Here is an 18,328-nt window from a genome sequence, read left to right on the forward strand (position 1 = left end):
AGCAACTCGCGACATTAAGTTAAATATCCAGCTGATATCCATCATCTTTTAGGCGAGCGATTTTGTAGCGCAATGTGCGAGCACTGATTCCCAAGCGCTCTGCGGTATTTTTACGACTGCCTTTTTCTGCCAAAAGAGTTTCGCGAATAATCTGAAACTCGCGCTGCTTCAAATCCTGACCCAATACCGCACCCTCATCGCCGCCGGTGGCTAGAGTGTCGTGCGGCTGTGCGACTGCCGAATCAAGTTTATTGGTTTCAACATTATCACTCGCTGACGGGGAATTATTCTCACGCCGTCCCTTATCGACCGCCAATAAACTGGGTTTTTCGCTGTAGCCTGTGTGTTGGTTTAACCCCAGATCTTCACCGCTAATAATACGGCCAGGTTGCAGGATTAACGCTCGCTGCATAATGTTATCGAGCTCGCGAACATTGCCTGGCCATGCGTAGCAAGTAAGTTCAGCGCGGGCACTGGCATCCAACTTCACCCCGGCGCGCTTTTGCTTTTTGGCGTGTTTGTGCAACAGCTTTTCTGCGAGCGGAATAATATCTTCGCGCCGATCGCGCAGCGGCGCCCACTGCAGCGGCAAAATACTCAAGCGAAAATACAAGTCCTCGCGAAAGCGTCCATCCATAACCGCCTCGCGCATATCACGGTTGGAGGTGGCGATAACCCGCACATCCAACTCAATGGTTTTCCGCCCACCCAAGCGCTCCACTTCTCGCTCTTGCAGCACGCGCAGCAATTTGGCTTGCAAACCGATGTCCATCTCTGAAATTTCATCCAGCAGCAGGGTACCGCCATTGGCTTGCTCAAACTTACCGGGAGTGCTGCTATGAGCGCCCGTGTAGGCCCCTTTTTCGTAACCGAATAAGGTCGCCTCTAACATGTTTTCAGGAATAGCGGCACAGTTAATGGCGACAAAAGGTTTATCATGGCGCGGCGACTGATCGTGGACGTAGCGCGCCAGTACCTCTTTGCCCGTACCAGATTCGCCGACAATTAATACCGTAGATTCCGACTGCGCCACCCGCTGCGCCAGCTGCAATAACTTTTGGCTGGATGGCGCTTGTGCAACCGGCGCTTCACCGGCCGCAGTACCTGCCATGCCCGCGTGGCGGGCAACCACCTCAAGCAAGGCATCAGGCTCAAAGGGCTTCACCAGATAATCCACCGCGCCTTCTTTAATGGCCATTACCGAATCGGAGATGCTGGCGTAAGCGGTAACCAACACAAGGGGAATCTGGGGATAGTCGGCTCTGACCTGGCGCAGTAAATCATAGCCAGACAGGCGCCCCATATTGACGTCGGAAACTATCAACGCGAACCCGGCATCCTCTTTTAGGATCAGTAGCGCCTCTTCCGCACTAGCCGCTTCGCTGACGTCATACTCGGCGAGCATTAGGGTATCGGCCAAAGCCTCGCGCAAATCCGGATCATCTTCCACCACCAGCACGCGCGCCAGGGGGGATGAACTTGGTAGTTTTTCTGCAACACTTAACATGAGCACACCTTTAATAGGTAACGGCGTAAAAATTTTTATCCAACAAACACTAATCGAGACAAGGTAGTAGCAAAATAGCGCGAGCCCCCTGCCCTTGCTCTGATTGAAGGCTGAAGCGTCCTCCGTGGGCCTTGGCTACAGCTTTAACCACCGCCAATCCCAAACCAGTTCCTTGAGATTTGGTGGTGACAAACAATTCGCCCAGACGCGGTAGAAGATCAGCGGGAATACCCGGCCCTTTGTCTGCCACTTCAATAGCCAGCCAGGGCGCATCGGCAATCACGTGGGCCTGCATGGTGATGCGAATCTGTGCCCGCTGACCTACCGCTTGAATGGCATTATTAACAAGGTTGGCTAAAGCACTGACCAAAGCATCGCGATTACACGCCAGGCTTATGCTTTCATCGTTTACCTGCCAATCAACCTCGCTGTTACTCGCGGCTACCGACACCTCGGTAGCCTCGGCCAGCTCGCGATGAATTTGTCCTAGCTCACAGACATCCTCAATAGGCATTTCACCTTTCACAAACAGCAGCATATCTTGTACTTGTCGCTCCATATGCTGCAGTCGTTTGGACACTTTTGCCGCAAAGGTTCGGCGTTTATGTTCGTCCAGAGATTCTCGTTGCAGATGCCCGGAATACAAAAGCGCAGCCGATAAAGGTGTGCGTATTTGATGGGCTAGCGCGGATACCATTTGCCCCAAAGCGGATAAACGCTCGTGTTTGGCAAGCTCGGATTGCAAACGCCGAGTTTCGGTCTGATCAGTCAACAGAATAATCTGACCATCGCTACCCAAGTTTCGCGTTGCCAAACTAATGCGCCGACCATCGCGCAGCGATATTTCGTGACCATCATCGCCACGGGGGGCAAAGCTACGACTGATGACGTCGCGCCAGATCTCGCCCTCGAGAGGCTCGCCCAACAAATCGATAGCGGCGGGATTGCATTCACGCACCCGGCCACTGCTATCCAGTACCACCACACCACCGGGGAGAACGTTTAGTAGCCCCTCCAAACGGTGCGCCAGTCGCTCTTTCTCGGCGAGCTCTTCCAGACGCTGCTGGGTGACAGCGGTCAGCTCCTCGTTGAGCTCTGCTACGCGCTCTTCTAACTGACGATACGAACTGGTCAGCTGGTCCGACATTTCGGTGAAAAGTTCAAACGCATCGGCCAAAGCCTGAGCCTTGTCTCGACCGTCCGCCTCGCTGGGCGCTATAGCATCGGCCGCTATTGAATGCACGCTGGCTTTTCGCACCATAATCAGTTCCAATTCTCATGACGAAACTCTGTCGCCAAAGTGAGTTTTAATGTTTGCTTATGGTGTTAATAGCAAGAGCAATGCCAGCAAAATATCTCTTTAAATTTCAAAAGGTTGCACAGCAGGTAAAAATAGAAAAGCCAATAAATTGGCAGGTCGACGATATCGGGGGACTATAAAAGGAGGGATCGGGGCCTCGTTGGCCCCGCAAAGCTCAGCGCTGCAAATCGTATTTGCGCATTTTCTCCACCAAGGTGGTGCGCCGAATTGAAAGCTTATCCGCAGCGCGGGCCACTACCCCGCCACAGTCGTTAAGCGCCTGCTGAATCAAATCTTTTTCCAAGCGAGTCAAATACTCTCGCAGGTCGATTCCCTGATCCGGTAGCAGTGGCGTGTCGTTCATACTCACCACCGTCGTACCCTTAGCCGTTTCGGCGGGCGCCGAGTCGATGACAAAGGGCTCCTCTTCACACTCCACGTGACGATACTTGGTAGGCAAATCGGACACACCGACTACGCCGTAGGGATGCATGATCGCCATACGCTCTACCAGGTTTGCCAATTCGCGAATATTCCCGGACCAGCTGTGACGGCATAGCGACAAAATTGCCGCCGAATTAAAACGAATTGAGCCGCGCTTCTCGCTTTCCATTCGCGACACCAGCTCGTTAATCAGCAGCGGAATATCTTCAGATCGGTCTTTCAGTGAGGGCAATTCAATGGGAAAAACGTTGAGGCGATAGTAGAGGTCTTCGCGGAACTCGCCGTTTTCAATCATGGTTTCAAGGTTTCGATGTGTAGCCGCGATAATCCGCACGTCCGTCATAACGGTTTTATTGCTTCCCACTCGCTCATAACAGCGCTCCTGCAGTACGCGCAGAATCTTCACCTGCATACTTAGGGGCATATCGCCGATTTCATCCAGAAACAGGGTGCCGCCTTCGGCCAACTCAAAACGGCCTGCACGGGCAGAAATAGCTCCGGTGAAAGCGCCTTTCTCGTGGCCAAACAATTCACTCTCCAGCAACTCGCCGGGAATTGCGCCACAATTTACCGGCACGAAGGGCTTATCGCGGCGCGCAGAATGATAGTGGAGGTTGCGCGCCACCACTTCTTTGCCGGTACCCGACTCCCCGGTAATCAATACCGACACATCTTTATCGGCCACCTGCGACATCATCTCGCGAACGTGGCTGACCTCGCGGCTGGTTCCCACCAACGAGCGAAATAAATGCACGGGCCGCCGCTGTACGTGTTTTTTATTGGTCTGCTGAGCCTGTCGGTACATTTGCGCCCGATGCAACAAGTCAACCAGCGGGTTGTAGCGCACGGGTAAGTCCAAATGGCCAATCACCCGCTCTTGAGACTCCGCCGCAACCGATTCAAGGGTGGGCCTAGACTCGCCAAAAGTCGCCACGGCCACTTCGTCATCCCACGCGCTCAAGGCCTCAACGTAAGCCTGCAGCTCGGGCTGGCCCGTCTCGCCAATAATAATCAGGCTGTAGTCGCTTTCCAGAGGGTTGCTTTGCAGTATTGTTTCCAGCTCTTTAGCGCCACAAAAATGGACGCCATCGCCAAGAAAGGTAAACACAGTGTTCAGTGCGGAGACCCGCTGTGCGTCGTCTTCTAAAACCAGCACTTTATTGTTTTGAGACATAATACTTCCAAGTCGGTGTGGCGATCCCCGAGGTCAAACAAGCCTAAACGGAATTGTTATCGGGCCATGCAATAGAAATAGCGCGCTCGCGGGCAGATGTCAAACTTTTGACACAAAAGATTACGAAGAATAGTAAAAACAAAGACTTAAAGGAAGTATCTCAAGTATTTTCGATAGGAGCAATGCCGTCCCAGCCGGATTTTAATACACTCACCAGCTGCCGAACCTCACGGATCTGATCGCCGTTCTGATTGCGATTAGCATTTAGCAGCGCAATTGCGCAATATTCATACAAACTATCCAACTGTCCGGCGATCTCGCCAGCTTCTAAATTCAAGCTGTCGCGCAGCCCTTCAATAATCGCGATAGCCCGACCAAGCTGTTCGCCAGTGGTGGCAATGTCCTTTCTTTCTCCGGCCGCCAGCGCGGCATCCAGACGCTGCAAAACACCTTCAAATAACAATTGAATCAATCGGTGGGGCGAGGCATCGGCGACCTGCCCTTGTAATCCCAGCTGGCGATATTGTGATGCAGCTTTTTTCGTATCGTAACTTTTCATATCCGAATCATACCCGAACTCAAATCTGGCGCTAATTAGGCGCTCCAGTGCTTAATTGGCTTTGCTGCTCGCAATGCGGGCGCATTCACCGATCAAGGTCGCGTATACGGTCTTTACATCCAATAGCACTTGCAGCAACAGAGTTTTGTCATCCTGGTTGTCGCGAGTGACTTTGTCCAGCAAGCGTGAACAAGTCGCGTCAAGCTGGCTTAGCCGATTAAAGTCAGAGCACGCAAGCGCTTTGGCCATGTCGTGCTGCAGCTGTTTGAGCGCATTGATACCCGCCTGCCCAGCCAGCTTTTCTGGCTCTACGACGACAAGGCTCACACCAAGGCCCCCGCATCAGCAATTTGATCCCAGGCACTTTTTATTTCACCCAGCAACTGTCCGCACTCGTCCAGCAGCTCGGGCTTGTTCTGCCGGTTGGCCTGAATCATGGTGCGGATAATATAATCATAGATCTGATCTAAATTGGCAGCCAGATCGCCGCCCTCGTTATCGTTAAGGCTGCCCTGTAAGCCCTGAATAATTTTGATTGCTTTACTGATCAGCTCACCTTTTAAGGCGATGTCGCTGCGCAACATAGCGCCTTTAGCCTGGGCGATTCGCTCCAGAGCGCCTTCAAATAACATTTGAATTAGCCGGTGTGGGGATGCGTCGACAACGCTCGACTGTACATTGACCTGCTGATATTGCCTTGCCGCTGCACTGTAGGGACTCATAAGCTGCTTCTCTTATCGCGTTTTTAACACCCTTGGGGGCCTGTAAAGCTAACGACCTGCGAGCGAAAAACTTTAGATAATTAGCCAATAAAAACTGAGAAAACTCGATGCAAACCTAAAGTGCGGGCAACAGTTTGACAGGAGCACAAAAGCCAAGAGGCAAGTCTTATTTGCCTCTTTTGAGGGCGCTATTTTTTCGCGGTAAAGGGCAAGCGATCGTTAATATCTTCGAGAAATGACCCGGTATTATTCAGGTTATTGACGATCAACTCCATTGCCAAAAATTGGCTCTCGAGGCGGGCGCGGTAAGCGTCGGTGCGCCGTTCAAGATCGGTACGGTCATCTTCAATATCGCTCAGATCCTGCTCGATATTGTCTTCACGTGTGGCGATTAAACCATTGCTGGATAAGAAGCTGTTAATCAAGCTGCTCATACCACCGGAAAAGCCGCGCGAAAAATTTATATTGGCGGTGGTTGCTCCCTCTTTGACCTTCAGTGCTAAACCCTCAGCGGGGCTACCAAGTTTTGGCAGCAATACCTGGCCCGAGCCAAAGGCCACTTCGCCGTTGACCGTCCCCGCTACGTTAGTGCCTGCAACGCCTGCCGCTACGCTAAGGCCGAGCTCTGCGGCATCGGCGCCCACACTGGTAATTTCGACACGGCTGCTACTACCGTAAGCATCGGAGGTAAACGTTAGCGCACTGCCATCAAAATCTACCGCGACTTGAGTTCTTGTGCCAGCGATGTCCTCACTAGCGTTAATCAGAGATTCAATCTCGGCGGCCAATTCGGCGCCACTGGCGTAAACCGTTCCATCAGGCAGGCTTATCTGTGCGGTTTTGTCATCAATTTCTATCTCGAAGCTATAATCTTTACCGGTGGTATCCAGAGGAAAACCTGCCGTTGCTGCACCGGCAAGACTGCCGCGGCTGGGCTGCTGGGTGATCACCACCTCGTAATTACCGGGCTGGCTGTTCTGAGTAAAGTTGGTGACCTCAATGGCGGCTGCATCCGAGCTCGTTTGCGGCACAAACAGATCCCGCACCAAGTCGTAGTTCTGCGACATTACCGCATTAAAGTTGGTATTGACCCGCGCCGGGTCCTCATTGATAGACAAGGTGCCGTCTTTGACATTGGTTTGAATACCCAGCTGCGCCAAAGTAGCAAAGCCATCATCGATACCCGGCACCGATGCACTGATGATGTTGCGCACCCTGTCGATAATATTGTCGGCCATCGAATCATTGTACAAACTGCCAAACTCGCCGGTTTCATCATTGACGCCCACCAGCTGCTCCACCGCACCCAAAAAGGTGTTGTAGGCTTCGACAAACTCACGGATGGCCGTTTCTGCCAGCGCCCGGTCGTTACCAATGGTGATGTTGACCGTTTCGCTAGAGGCGCTAAACAAATCCATCGACAGGCCATTAATGACATCATCGACACTGTTGGTTTCGCGAGTCACCTGCAAACCATTGACACGCAAAATGGCATCTTTACCCTCTTGCTGTTGGGTCATGTTTTGACTCAGGGCATTAAAGTCAAATTGAGCTAACCCAGGGGCGCTGGCGTCTTCAGTGGCAGTTAGTTCGATTTCGTTACTAGCGCCAGTGGGGCTGGTGAGCAGCAAGCGATAATCACTGCCATCGCTGACAATACTGGCCTGTACCCCTACCCCCGCATCGTTAATAGCGTCGCGCAGGCCCTCAAGCGTATTGTTAGAGTCGTCAATGGTAATCGTGGCGCCGGATTTTTCGGTATCCACGGCAAAACTGTCTAACGCGGCGTTCCAGTCACCAAAGCGCAGGGTAATCTCGCCTTTGCCTATTTCGGCATCGGTACTGGCAAAGCCGCCGCTGGCGACAGACTGGGATTGCGCGATCTGCTCTACTTTTACTTGATAGCTACCGGCCACTGCGCTCGAGGTCAGCTCGGTCAGTGCCAGCAGCGAGGTGTCCGGCACAGAAACGGATTTGGCGTCGAAGGTGTCCGCGCTACCCAACTGCGCTACAGAGCCCTCGAGCTCTGACAGTGCGCTGCGTAGCAGACCGTAATCGGATATCTGGGTTTCAAGCTTGGTCTCGCGAGAGTTGAGGCGGTTTTCCTCCGGCGCGCGGTTAATACTCACCAAGTCATTAATTAAGTTGGTGGTATCAATGCCCGAGCCTCCGCCCAAACTACTGATGATGTTGTTTGCCATGACCTACTCCGCGAAAACGCTGAAATAAACTGCCCGTATACCCCTATATCGACCCAGTAGAAAGAAACTTTAGCCCATAAAAAAAGGTGCCCGGGGGCACCTTAAAGCGTTGGTTTGACTCTATGCCTGAGCAGTCAGTAAAGGTACCGGCTCATCTGCATTCAATTCACGGGCCAGCTTTAGGAAAATCTCGTCAGGAATTTGCCGAATCAGCTCTTGGGTAGAGCTATCAACCACTCTCACGATGGTGTCGCCTGAGTCACTGTCGTAGCTGAACTGCAAGTCGCGCTGGGTAGACTGTATGAACTCGTTCATATGTGCTACCGCTTGCTTGACACTCTCTTGAAAATCCCCTGCAGAGACCTTCTGCCGTTGTTCCGCCTCGGGCTTTTGACCTTCCGGCGGCAAACTTTTACCGCTTTGATTGGCGGCGCCTGCCTGTGCTGATGAAGCCGCCCCAGTATTAACGGGCGTTATTCGCTCCGCTCCTGTTGCGCTCACTTCATTCATAGCTTAGTCCTCAATCAATGAAACCCGCCGGTAACCCGGCGGGCCGATTCAGTCTTACTGCAGCAGAGACAGAACTTGCTGCGGACGTGAGTTAGCCTGGGCCAGCATGGCGGTAGCCGCCTGCTGCAGTACCTGGGCTTTACTCAGGTTGGCGGTTTCTTTGGCGAAGTCCGCATCCATAATCCGCGATTTGGCCGCTGAGGTCTTCTCTGACACGTTGGTCAGGTTAGACACGGTGAAGTCCAAGCGGTTGTTTACAGCACCCAAGTCGGCGCGGGTTTCACTTACCTGGCCAATGGCTTCATCGAGGATACCAATGGCTTTTTGTGCGCCCGCGGCGGTTGAGATGTCAATACTGGCAACAGAACCCGCGCCCGAGGCAGAATTACGCTCTTGCAGGCCAGTGTCGGTAGCAATTGTGCCAGCCGCATTGTCACCATACTTAATGCTCAAGTCACCACTGGTACTACCCAGAGCGATTGCTGCTGTACCTTGTTCACCCTGGAACGCAACCACGCCAGTCAGGTTGCTGACTTTGTTGATAGCTTCGATAAGGTTATCTGCCTGCTCGTCGGCATCAGCACCGGCATCAACTTTACCGATTGCAACACCGTTGATGATCAGGTCGCCTTCTTTCAGATCATTCTGAGTGGTTGTGGTAGCACCCTGCAGGTTGCCTTCGTTATCCACGGCATCCAAACCCAAGGCGGCGAGGTTGGTCATCATGGTCGCTGTGGCAGCAGCATCATCACCACCCTCAACTTTTACGCCAGCACCGTCACTGCTAGTGTCATTGAAACTCAAGCGGAAGTTTCCGTCTGATTCAGTGCCGTCAAAGCCAGCGGCGTCTAGCGCTGCAGTACCACTACCCGTAACCGTGATTGATACCACGTTTTCTTGGGAAAGCACCAAGCGGCCCTTATCGTTCAAGCTCGCACTAACGGTAGTGTCATCATTAATTTTCTGTACCAGTTCTTCCATATTGTTGGTGCCAGTCAACACAAACGATTGCGCGTTGCCATCACCGTCAGTCACAGCGATAGTCAGGGTGTCTGTGCCGGCAGTCAACTGGCCATCACCAGTGCTCAAGCCCTCGGTTGATACCAGAGCGCTCGCTTCCACGTTCTTACCTTCCAGGTCAGAATTGATGGTTGCCAACTTTTCATTAAGCGTGGTACCAGCTGCAGCATCAGCCAGGCTGCTAAGAGCTACATCATTCACGTAAAGCGTGGTGTCAGCATCAGCACCAGTGAAAGCGCTCAGTGCAGCAAGACCGGTTGAGGCTTCGCCCACCACATCGCCAGAGCTGCCGCCCAGAGAGTTAGCACTGAACGAACCAACAGACACGCTGATGGTTTGATTCTGCTCAGAACCCACTTGCAGGGCAGTGTCTTTCAGGCTGCCATCAAGCAGAGCCTGACCGTTAAAGGTGGTTTCTTTTGCGATACGACCCAACTCCGCTTTTAACTGCTGAGCTTCAGAGTCCAGGCGTGCGCGGTCGTCGTTAGAGTAGATGCCGTTAGCAGACTGTACCGACAGTTCACGCATACGCTGCAGAATGTTGGTCACCTCTTGCAGGGCACCTTCTGCGGTTTGAATCATTGACACGCCGTCGTTAGCGTTACGAACCGCTTGGTCCAGACCGCGTACCTGTGAGGTCATGCGGTTAGCAATGGCGAGGCCAGCGGCATCGTCTTTAGCAGAGTTAATGCGGTTACCGGACGACAGACGCTCGGTTGCTTGGTCGAGAGCGTTGCCTGATTGCAACAGCTGGCGCTGAGTATTCAGGGAGGCAACGTTGGTATTAATTACTAGAGCCATGAGTAATCTCCTAAGTTATTTCCTGTTCACAGTCTTGCCAGCTGTGATCAGCCGATTATTGAAGCCGGTGAATGGGTTTTGGCTTCTGTGTAGGTTATCGGTCTGGTTCGGGGAAGCTTTAGGATTTTTTACTATCTTTTTTACAGGCCTCTAAGGCTTTGTTTTTATTGAAAAAAGACGGCATTACTCAGGTTTTCTGGTAGGCTTTTACCGCTTTATCCCCTTTGACGGTTTGGCGGTGGCTTTGTTGTAACTGCTGCTTGTGGGTTTGCGCCAAGGCTACCAGGTGTTGATTTTGCTCGCCGAGCTGCTGCAGTCGCCGGCTCAGTGCCAGGCTCTCATCCTGTGGCAAAGACTCTACGGCTAACTCATTAAGCTGAGCGAGCAGCCGATCGCGAACAGCCAGCTCGCGATTAAACTCATCCCATTCGCCAGATACAGCGCATTTTGCCAAACGGGCGTTGACCCGCTCAGCCTGATCGATAATTGACGACCATCTCGCAGCACTGTCACTCACACGGGGCTCCGGTTAAGAGATATAACTAAACAGCGATAAACTGGCGACTTTGACAAAGCTTTTCTGCGCCGCCGAAAGCACTAACTCTTGCATTTCCAAACGGGTGGAGGCCTCAGCATAGTCAAGCGCTTCGAGATCGTTCAGTACAATTTCGGTGTACAGCTTACTGTCGATATTCTGTTCGCGCGTACTTTCCAGCGTATTCAGCCGTGCACCAACCTCGCCCTGTACAACCGAAATATTGGTTACCGAGTTTTCCAGGTTAGCCAGGGTTTGTGCTACAATTTCATCCAGGTACGCCTTGCTCTCGGGGGTTTCATCCACCGCATCCATAGCCTGACTCAGGCGGGTTAAGGTGGTAGCCAGACTCTGCTTATTAGTGCTGGTTAAACTGAAACTATCGCCAGGCACAGTTCCGGCGCCCGGATAGGGTTGACCGGTGATAGTAAAACTCGCCCCGGCCACCTCTATAGGTTGCCCACTGACAAAAGTTTGCTGATCATGGCCCGGCATCACCAGGCCGGTAGTGCGATTAGTAATGGTGTAAACCGTCTCTCCTGCCACCTCGCTAAAGGACACGAGCAGGTTATCAGGGTATAGCTCGTCAAAACTGTCCTGATCCGTCACTCGGCCCACGCTGATACGAGCAGCGGGCTCAGAGCGGTTGTTCGGGTTGGCCTCGGTAAAAAAAGTGGTGTTTTCACTGGGAATATCCATAAACACCCTTTTGCCGGAATCGCTAACGTCCACCGCGACACTGCCCGAGGCGTTAATTTGCCGCTGGCCCTCGTCGCCATGATAGCTAAACTGCCCTTCCGCATTGCGGGTAAATGGCTGAGTACTGCCCTGGTAGCCGGCAAATATGTACTGCCCGGCGGCATTGCGGGTGTTTTGTAAGTTCAGTAACTCATCGATACGGCTATTGGTTTCAGCCACCAGAGCCTTGTAATCATTAGGCGTCAGCACTGCCGTATTACCAGCGCTGACCGCCAGCTCTTGCATCCGCTGCACCAGTGTCAATACGCTGTTGAGAGCTGTTTCTTCAAGGTTAAGGCTGTTTTCGGCTACATCAATGTTTTTGATGTACTGGTCAATACGCGACACTTCTTCATTCAATTGAAGAATTTGGGTCGCCGCAACCGGGTCGTCCGCTGGACTCAGGATACGCTTACCCGAAGCCATCTGCTCCTGAGTTTTGGTCAACGCCGTTTGGGCATTGTTCATGCCGATATTAGCGATATTGTATATTTGCGATGTTGCCACACGCATGGCTGCTACCTTTGCTTGGCTACTGAGTCGGTTAAATAGCGTTAATCGTTAAATAGCGTTAAATAGCGTTAATCAGAGTATCGAACAATTCTCGGGCGACGGATATCACCCGCGCGTTAGCACTATAGGCCTGTTCAAATTTAATTAAATTGGCCGCTTCTTCATCTAGATTGACTCCCGAAATACTGTCTCGCAGTGCCTGAGTTTGCTCAAGTAAACTTTTACTGGCCTCGGTGTTGGTGTTCGATAAATTGCTCTTAGTGCCTACATCTTCCACCAGCCGGCCGTAAGCCTGGGCAAAACTCAACGAGTCGTCACCTATCGTTCCCTGCGTTTCTAAGGCGGCGAAGTTGAGGCCATTGCGGTTATCGTTGCTGGCGTCATTGTTGAAGTCGATAGTGAATATATCGCCCGCTTCCGGCTGACCTTTAATGCTCACCTGAAAGCCCATGTAATTGGACTGGGCAAAATCGGGGGCCGAGCTGTCACCCAGCAAACGACTGTTGCCGGGTACCGTTTCCAGTTCAACGCCATCGGCCATTGTGATGTCTATGCGGCCGCCAACCGTGATGGCATTGTTGCCACCACCGGTGAGCGTTTGCGGCGCACCGCCCACATCGTCAGAGACAGCAACCGTATTAGCAGCGCCCTCCAAACGGATATCGAGGTCGACGCCACTGGCGGCACTTAAAAACAGCTGTGGTTCTCCTGTGCCATCAGCGGTGACGCTGGCATACACCCCTAGCGCAGTGAGTGCCGGATTGGCATTAACCTGTTCGGCAATATACTGGTAGAACCCTAAGGCATCCGTATCCGGGTTTGGCACGCCAGTCGCGAGAGTGCCGGCCTCCTGTTCAACGAGACTTTCTCCATTAACAGTGATTTGCAGCGGATCGGTATAGGGTGTGCTCAGTGCCCCAATCGTGGCGGTTGTATGGGCGTTGGCCTCAACCCCAGCAATGGAGCTCAGCATCGCTGCCGTTTGCTGCGCCGAGGCACCGGGGCTGGTGAGTACTACCTGCTCTTGCTGCACGCCCGTTGTCGGGTCTGTGCGACTAAATGTGTAGCGCTCCGCAGGGTAACTGTTACTTTGCGGTGCATCCGCTGGCGCCAGCGCGACGGGCTGTCTGCTGCCCAATCCCGTTGCGGTGCCGGTGCCTGAGACCAGCGTAGAACCGGAATCGGTACTGAAAATCGGGTTATCCAGGTTCGGCGTAAACTCCAAATTCGCCATAGGCGGATTCAATGGCACTGGGTTGTTGGGGTCTGAGTTGTCCAGCACATCGAAAGTCGTCGGCGAGGTAAAGCGAATCACCAGCGGCGGATTCAGCTCGCCGGGATTGGCAAACATCGGCAGAGTATTGCCTTGCGCATCGCTGACCTGCAATAAGTCACCGGCACTGACTATGCCGCTGCCGGTGTTGCCGCTTGAGGTGCCAGTGCGTATCGGCGATGCCAGGGCCAAGTCCTCAGGTCTTGATAGCAGCGCCTGAATATCCCGCGCGCCATTTTTGGTAGGCTGAATGGTAAAGCTGTCGCCGCCCTGAAAACTTCCCGACTCAAGATTCACGGTGACCCCGTCGAAACTGATTTCGACCGGAAAATTACCGGGCAAGAGTCCCTGCGCCACCACTTCATTATCGCTTTTGCGCGTAACCACATAGTTACTTGAGCCCACCGGCAACTTAAGCGTGTAATCGCTAGTGGTCAGCTGGCTGACATCGTCAATAGTGACTGATACCTGACGATCGCTGGGCGGTGGATTATCTCCGTGCTGCACCCGGTTTTGAATTATGCTGGCATCATTAATATCGGCAAATAAGTTGGCTCCGTACTCGCCGTCCAAATCCAAGCCCTGGCTTTGCAAACGGTTAAATTCATCGGCCAGGGCAATAGCCACTCGGCCTAAATCATTCATGGATGGCTGCAATACGTCGTCGCGAAAACTCAGTAAGCCGCCTAACTTACCGCCGCTAATTTGATAAGTAACATCAGCACTTTGCGAACCGTTGCGCAGCTGAATTTGTCCAGTTCGGTCCACCGAGAAGCTGCCCACATTTGTGCCCACCACCAAGGACTGGCCGCTGCCGATATACACATTTACCTGACCGCCACCCGCCTCTACTGCCTGTACCGACACCAGCTCGGATAAGCTGCGCAGCGCCTCGTCACGTCTGTCCAGTAAATCATTGGGGCCGTTGGCCGAGCCCCCCGTCTGACTGATTTGGCGGTTCAAGTCAGCAATGGATTGCGCCAAGGTTGTGATTTGACCGGTTACGGTTGCCAGCTCGCTGTTCACATCACTTTGTAATGACTGCAGCCGACCGAACAGCTGATTAAAGCGCAGAGATAAACTCTCTGCCTGATCCACGAACAATTGTCGCGCCGGTGTAGAGGAAGGCTCATCCGCCGCATTTTGAATAGCGGAGAAAAACTTTTGCAGAGAGTTCGACAGCCCAGTGCTGCCGTCAGCAAACAAACTGTCAATTTTGCCAATATTCAGATTATAAGAAGCCAGCTGATTGTAGGCCGAGGTATCCATGCGCAACTGATTGTTGACAAACTGATCCACCACCCGCTCAATGGAGGTTGTGGTAACACCACTTCCGATATAACCGGCATTGCCAATAGACTGTTCCGGACGCGTGGCATTATTGACTTGCTGGCGACTGAAACCCGCCGTGTTTGCGTTTGAAATATTGTGCCCGGCGGTGCGAAGCGCATTTTGACTGGCCTGCAAACCGGATATGGCATTGGAAAGTAAACCACCCATGATTAACCCTCACCCGTACTGGTAGCCGTATCCAAACGCTGCATAATGGCTTGAATTTTTTCGGCGTAATCCGGATCTGTGGCATAGCCCGCCCGCTGCAGCTGCTCGGCAAACATAGCGCCGTCTTTACCCGCTGCCAGTGCTTCGCGATAGCGGGGTTTACGCATTAAATCTACAAAATCAGAAAAGCTTTCGAATAGCGAGTTATAACGACGAAATTCAGCTTTTTCTGTGTAAGGGGTGTTGTTTTCATACTCAGTGGTGTTGTGGCTAACCACATCCCCTTGCCAACCGCCACTGGCTTTAATATTAAACAGATTAAAAGAACTGTTACCCTGCGGGTCACGCAACACATGTTTGCCCCAGCCGGTTTCCAGTGCTGCCTGTGCCATCAGTGCTTTTGCGTCTACACCCAAGACTTCGGCGGCCCAGTTGGCGTAGGGCTTAATGCTCTGCACAAAATTGTCCGGATGCTCTGCGCCTTGTTTGCCAGCCGCGCGGCTCGCAGCCACCTGCGGTAAAACCTCGTCGGTACGGTTTATGTTGCTACTGGCAACCTCTGATACGGTAGACTTTTGCTCGCCATAGCTCTGTTGTAGCTGCTGATAAAGAGCGTCGGCAAGCCCCATGCCCCGCCCCTGGGTCAGCTCGAGAGAGAGTTGCTGATCCAACATTTGCTGATAAAACTGGCTTTCCGACGAATTAAGAAAGTTGTCTTCAGAAAAGGCTTCACTCGCCGCCCGCATGCTTTTAAACATCTGCTGCACGAACATGGCCTCAAACTGCTGCGCCACCGCTTTCAGTGCTTGCGGGTCGTCATTGCGGCCCATTTTGCGCACCGCATCCAAACCAGCACTGTTAAAGAAAGTGTCTTGCGCGTTTTGTTCGATTAAGCCGCTGCTGATGCTTTTCATTAAATCACCATTAAATCGGCCTTTAAGGCGCCGGATTGTTTTAACGCTTCGAGTATGGCCATTAAATCCGCAGGCGATGCACCCACGTTGTTCACGCTTTTCACAATGTCCTCTAAGGTTGCGCCCGGTGCGAATTTAAACATCGGGTTCACTTCCTCATCGATTTCCACGCCCGAGTTTGGTGTTACCACAGTTTCCGCGCCACGGGTGAATGGGCCAGGCTGGCTAACCTCATAATCTTCAGAGATAGACACGGTTAATCGTCCGTGGGTAATTGCAACGGGTGATACGCGCACATGCTGACCAACCACGATAGTGCCAGTGCGCGAATTAATCACCACGCGGGCCGGTTCTTCGCCAGGGGTTACTTCTATGTTCTCTAACAAGGCGAGAAAATCGACGCGCTGCGCCGGATCAACCGGAGCGTTTACGCGCACCGAAACGGCATCCATGGGCTTGGCCACTTCGGGGCCTAGCATGTCGTTTACCGCGCGGGCCAGACGGTTGGCGGTGGTAAAATCCGGATGGTGTAAATTAAACACAATGGGCTGTCCTGCAGCGAAGTTATTGGGTACCACCCGCTCCACTAGTGCGCCGCCGGGAATGCGCCCTACACTTGGCACGTTGACGGTAATGCTGGAGCCATCTGCGCCCTCGGCACCAAAGCCGCCTACCACTAAACTACCCTGCGCCACCGCGTAAGTATTGCCATCCACACCTTTAAGTTCTGACATCAGCAGGCTACCGCCGCGCAAACTTTTCGCATTACTAATGGACGACACGGTTACATCCAGCTTTTGCCCGGGCTTTGAGAAAGGCGGCAGTTCGGCCTGAATCATCACCGCAGCGACGTTTTTCATTTGCATCCGCGTGCCCTCGGGAATGGTGATACCAAACTGCTTCAACATGTTGTTGAACGATTGCGTGGTGAACGGACTTTGCGTAGTTTGATCGCCTGTACCATCCAAGCCCACAACCAGGCCATAACCAATCAGCTGGTTGGTTCTGACCCCGGCTACCGAGGCAATATCTTTAATCCGTTCCGCCGCCGCGCTGACGGGTAAAAGAACAATACAGACAACCGCAAGAAGCTTTTTCATAAGTGATTCCTTAAAACGGCCAGTAGCCACTGTTAAAGAACTTGGATAGCCAGCCCATATTCTGAGAGTTAGCCAGCTCACCCGTACCGCTATAAGAAATTTGCGCATTGGCAAGTCGAGTCGATGAAACCGTATTTTGTGGAGAAATATCCTCGGGGCGCAGTATGCCGCTGATGCGAATAAACTCATCGCCACGATTCAATGTCATCCACTTTTCACCGCGTACAATCAGGTTACCGTTAGGCAGAACATCCGCCACTGTCACAGCGATACTGCCGGTTAGGCTATTGCTTTGGTCTGCACCGGCGTCCCCGGTAAAATCGCGGTCCTGATTAATGCTGGTATCGAAAGGCGAGCCATTCAGTGTCGGTGTCATACCAAAAATGGTGCCGGCTGGCAGATTGGTAGAACTTTCTTTACTGACATTCACGCCCGAGCTTTTACTGGATACGGTGCGCTCACTCAACATGATGGTGATAATATCGCCTACATTGCGCGCTTTCGTATCGGTAAATAGACTCATGCCCTGCGTAGGCTGATAAAGCGAGCCGTTAGTGGTAGTTGGCTCTTTTGCGTGAGACGAAACTGTCGGTGCATAGTAAGGGTCCCCCGGGGTGGGGCGCGGCCCAGTAGCGCAGGCTGACACCACCAGCGCGGCAACAACAATACTGGCTTTTTGTAGTTTTCGCTCAAGCATGACTAAACCTCAACCCTTAAAGTGTTTGGGTGATGTACTGCAGCATTTGATCAGCAGTGGACACCACTTTTGAATTGAGCTCGTACGCGCGCTGGGTGGTAATCATATCCACCATCTCTTGCACGATCTCAACATTGGAGTTTTCCAACATGCCTTGCTGAATGCTGCCCATACCGTTTTCGGCGGGCGCACCAATCAGCGGATTGCCGCTGGCTACACTTTCCAAAAACAGATTGCCACCAATGGCTTGCAAGCCGGCAGGGTTAACAAAATCGGCCAACAAGATATCGCCCAACTGCTGAGGTTCTACTTCGCCCTCCACAAAAGCACTGACGACGCCATCATTACTGATGGTAATTTTGCTGGCGTTCTCGGGCACGTTAATGGCCGGATCAAGGAGCAGCCCGTCGGCGTTTACCAGCTGCCCTTCCCCGTTAATCTGCAACTGACCATTGCGGGTGTAGGCGATGGTGCCGTCAGGTCGCAACACTTGTAAAAAACCGCGGCCGTTAATGGCAACATCCAGTGCCTGATCGGTCACCTGCAAGCTACCTTCGGTAAACTGCTTTTGTGTGCCGACAACGCGAACCCCGGTACCCAGCTGCAACCCTGATGGCAACTGATTGTCCTGATTGGCCTGAGCGCCAGGCTGGCGCTGGGTTTGATATAGCAGGTCTTCAAAGGTAACGCGATCACGTTTAAAACCCACAGTGCCCACATTCGCTAAGTTGTTAGAGATTGTGGTCAGCTGTTTGTCCTGCGCTGTGAGCCCGGTTTTACTGACATAAAGTGCAGCGTGCATGGTGGTAACCTCGTGTTA

General features: G+C 52.7%; 16 protein-coding genes. All 16 read right to left on the bottom strand.

Going from position 1 to position 18,328, the window contains the following annotated elements; all coding sequences use genetic code 11:
- Nucleotides 1–19 precede the first annotated feature (19 nt).
- The 16 genes from NHM04_RS03075 to flgG all read right to left on the bottom strand — a co-directional run bounded on the left by NHM04_RS03075 (nucleotide 20) and on the right by flgG (nucleotide 18,310).
- The gene (locus tag NHM04_RS03075) at nucleotides 20–1,507 is read right to left on the bottom strand and encodes a sigma-54 dependent transcriptional regulator (protein ID WP_254265586.1); all 1,488 of its coding nucleotides are present in this window, start codon (nucleotides 1,505–1,507) and stop codon (nucleotides 20–22) included.
- A gap of 49 nt (nucleotides 1,508–1,556) precedes the next feature.
- Nucleotides 1,557–2,768: a PAS domain-containing sensor histidine kinase gene (locus tag NHM04_RS03080; RefSeq protein WP_254265587.1), complete on the bottom strand. Its 1,212-nt coding sequence runs from the start codon at nucleotides 2,766–2,768 to the stop codon at nucleotides 1,557–1,559.
- A gap of 214 nt (nucleotides 2,769–2,982) precedes the next feature.
- The gene (locus NHM04_RS03085; RefSeq protein WP_254265588.1) at nucleotides 2,983–4,425 is read right to left on the bottom strand and encodes a sigma-54 dependent transcriptional regulator; all 1,443 of its coding nucleotides are present in this window, start codon (nucleotides 4,423–4,425) and stop codon (nucleotides 2,983–2,985) included.
- Between the two features lie 160 nt (nucleotides 4,426–4,585).
- On the bottom strand, nucleotides 4,586–4,984 hold the full coding sequence (gene fliS, locus NHM04_RS03090; protein ID WP_254265589.1) for a flagellar export chaperone FliS: 399 nt from the start codon (nucleotides 4,982–4,984) through the stop codon (nucleotides 4,586–4,588).
- 51 nt (nucleotides 4,985–5,035) lie between these two features.
- Nucleotides 5,036–5,311, bottom strand: a complete 276-nt coding sequence (locus NHM04_RS03095; RefSeq protein WP_254265590.1) for a hypothetical protein — start codon at nucleotides 5,309–5,311, stop codon at nucleotides 5,036–5,038.
- Nucleotides 5,308–5,706 carry a flagellar export chaperone FliS gene (fliS, locus tag NHM04_RS03100; protein WP_254265591.1) on the bottom strand — a complete coding sequence of 133 codons (399 nt, stop codon included), beginning with the start codon at nucleotides 5,704–5,706 and terminating at the stop codon, nucleotides 5,308–5,310. The genes NHM04_RS03095 and fliS (NHM04_RS03100) overlap by 4 nt, the downstream gene beginning before the upstream one ends.
- Before the next feature lie 188 nt (nucleotides 5,707–5,894).
- A complete protein-coding gene (gene fliD / locus NHM04_RS03105) occupies nucleotides 5,895–7,907 on the bottom strand; it encodes a flagellar filament capping protein FliD (RefSeq protein WP_254265592.1) in 2,013 nt (670 codons plus the stop codon).
- Between the two features lie 120 nt (nucleotides 7,908–8,027).
- Nucleotides 8,028–8,417 carry a flagellar protein FlaG gene (locus NHM04_RS03110; protein ID WP_254265593.1) on the bottom strand — a complete coding sequence of 130 codons (390 nt, stop codon included), beginning with the start codon at nucleotides 8,415–8,417 and terminating at the stop codon, nucleotides 8,028–8,030.
- 54 nt (nucleotides 8,418–8,471) lie between these two features.
- Entirely contained in the window at nucleotides 8,472–10,238 is a 1,767-nt protein-coding gene (locus NHM04_RS03115; protein ID WP_254265594.1) for a flagellin, read from the bottom strand.
- Between the two features lie 187 nt (nucleotides 10,239–10,425).
- Nucleotides 10,426–10,755, bottom strand: coding sequence for a flagellar protein FliT (locus tag NHM04_RS03120; protein ID WP_254265595.1), 330 nt, complete (start codon nucleotides 10,753–10,755; stop codon nucleotides 10,426–10,428).
- 12 nt (nucleotides 10,756–10,767) lie between these two features.
- Nucleotides 10,768–12,024 (bottom strand): flagellar hook-associated protein FlgL, encoded by a 1,257-nt coding sequence (gene flgL / locus NHM04_RS03125; RefSeq protein ID WP_254265596.1) that lies wholly within the window; start codon nucleotides 12,022–12,024, stop codon nucleotides 10,768–10,770.
- 58 nt (nucleotides 12,025–12,082) lie between these two features.
- Nucleotides 12,083–14,797 (bottom strand): flagellar hook-associated protein FlgK, encoded by a 2,715-nt coding sequence (flgK, locus tag NHM04_RS03130; RefSeq protein WP_254265597.1) that lies wholly within the window; start codon nucleotides 14,795–14,797, stop codon nucleotides 12,083–12,085.
- 2 nt (nucleotides 14,798–14,799) lie between these two features.
- Complete coding sequence (gene flgJ / locus NHM04_RS03135; protein WP_254265598.1) at nucleotides 14,800–15,711, bottom strand: flagellar assembly peptidoglycan hydrolase FlgJ; 912 nt, start codon at nucleotides 15,709–15,711, stop codon at nucleotides 14,800–14,802.
- Nucleotides 15,711–16,811: a flagellar basal body P-ring protein FlgI gene (locus NHM04_RS03140; RefSeq protein WP_254265599.1), complete on the bottom strand. Its 1,101-nt coding sequence runs from the start codon at nucleotides 16,809–16,811 to the stop codon at nucleotides 15,711–15,713. Before NHM04_RS03140 ends, flgJ begins: the two co-directional genes overlap by 1 nt.
- A 10-nt stretch (nucleotides 16,812–16,821) precedes the next feature.
- Complete coding sequence (gene flgH / locus NHM04_RS03145; protein ID WP_254265600.1) at nucleotides 16,822–17,508, bottom strand: flagellar basal body L-ring protein FlgH; 687 nt, start codon at nucleotides 17,506–17,508, stop codon at nucleotides 16,822–16,824.
- Between the two features lie 16 nt (nucleotides 17,509–17,524).
- Nucleotides 17,525–18,310, bottom strand: a complete 786-nt coding sequence (gene flgG, locus NHM04_RS03150; RefSeq protein WP_254265601.1) for a flagellar basal-body rod protein FlgG — start codon at nucleotides 18,308–18,310, stop codon at nucleotides 17,525–17,527.
- Nucleotides 18,311–18,328: the final 18 nt, after the last annotated feature.

This window comes from Gilvimarinus sp. DA14 (genome assembly GCF_024204685.1).
Classification (GTDB): Bacteria; Pseudomonadota; Gammaproteobacteria; order Pseudomonadales; family Cellvibrionaceae; genus Gilvimarinus.

What these genes read in the sequence shown, in the direction of transcription:
- NHM04_RS03085 (WP_254265588.1), bottom strand. Translation starts at nt 4,425, where the DNA reads ATGTCTCAAAACAATAAAGTGCTGGTTTTAGAAGACGACGCACAGCGG.
- NHM04_RS03140 (WP_254265599.1), bottom strand. Translation starts at nt 16,811, where the DNA reads ATGAAAAAGCTTCTTGCGGTTGTCTGTATTGTTCTTTTACCCGTCAGC.
- fliS (WP_254265591.1), bottom strand. Translation starts at nt 5,706, where the DNA reads ATGAGTCCCTACAGTGCAGCGGCAAGGCAATATCAGCAGGTCAATGTA.
- flgK (WP_254265597.1), bottom strand. Translation starts at nt 14,797, where the DNA reads ATGGGTGGTTTACTTTCCAATGCCATATCCGGTTTGCAGGCCAGTCAA.
- fliD (WP_254265592.1), bottom strand. Translation starts at nt 7,907, where the DNA reads ATGGCAAACAACATCATCAGTAGTTTGGGCGGAGGCTCGGGCATTGAT.
- NHM04_RS03080 (WP_254265587.1), bottom strand. Translation starts at nt 2,768, where the DNA reads ATGGTGCGAAAAGCCAGCGTGCATTCAATAGCGGCCGATGCTATAGCG.
- flgL (WP_254265596.1), bottom strand. Translation starts at nt 12,024, where the DNA reads ATGCGTGTGGCAACATCGCAAATATACAATATCGCTAATATCGGCATG.
- flgJ (WP_254265598.1), bottom strand. Translation starts at nt 15,711, where the DNA reads ATGAAAAGCATCAGCAGCGGCTTAATCGAACAAAACGCGCAAGACACT.
- NHM04_RS03110 (WP_254265593.1), bottom strand. Translation starts at nt 8,417, where the DNA reads ATGAATGAAGTGAGCGCAACAGGAGCGGAGCGAATAACGCCCGTTAAT.
- flgG (WP_254265601.1), bottom strand. Translation starts at nt 18,310, where the DNA reads ATGCACGCTGCACTTTATGTCAGTAAAACCGGGCTCACAGCGCAGGAC.
- NHM04_RS03115 (WP_254265594.1), bottom strand. Translation starts at nt 10,238, where the DNA reads ATGGCTCTAGTAATTAATACCAACGTTGCCTCCCTGAATACTCAGCGC.
- NHM04_RS03075 (WP_254265586.1), bottom strand. Translation starts at nt 1,507, where the DNA reads ATGTTAAGTGTTGCAGAAAAACTACCAAGTTCATCCCCCCTGGCGCGC.
- fliS (WP_254265589.1), bottom strand. Translation starts at nt 4,984, where the DNA reads ATGAAAAGTTACGATACGAAAAAAGCTGCATCACAATATCGCCAGCTG.
- flgH (WP_254265600.1), bottom strand. Translation starts at nt 17,508, where the DNA reads ATGCTTGAGCGAAAACTACAAAAAGCCAGTATTGTTGTTGCCGCGCTG.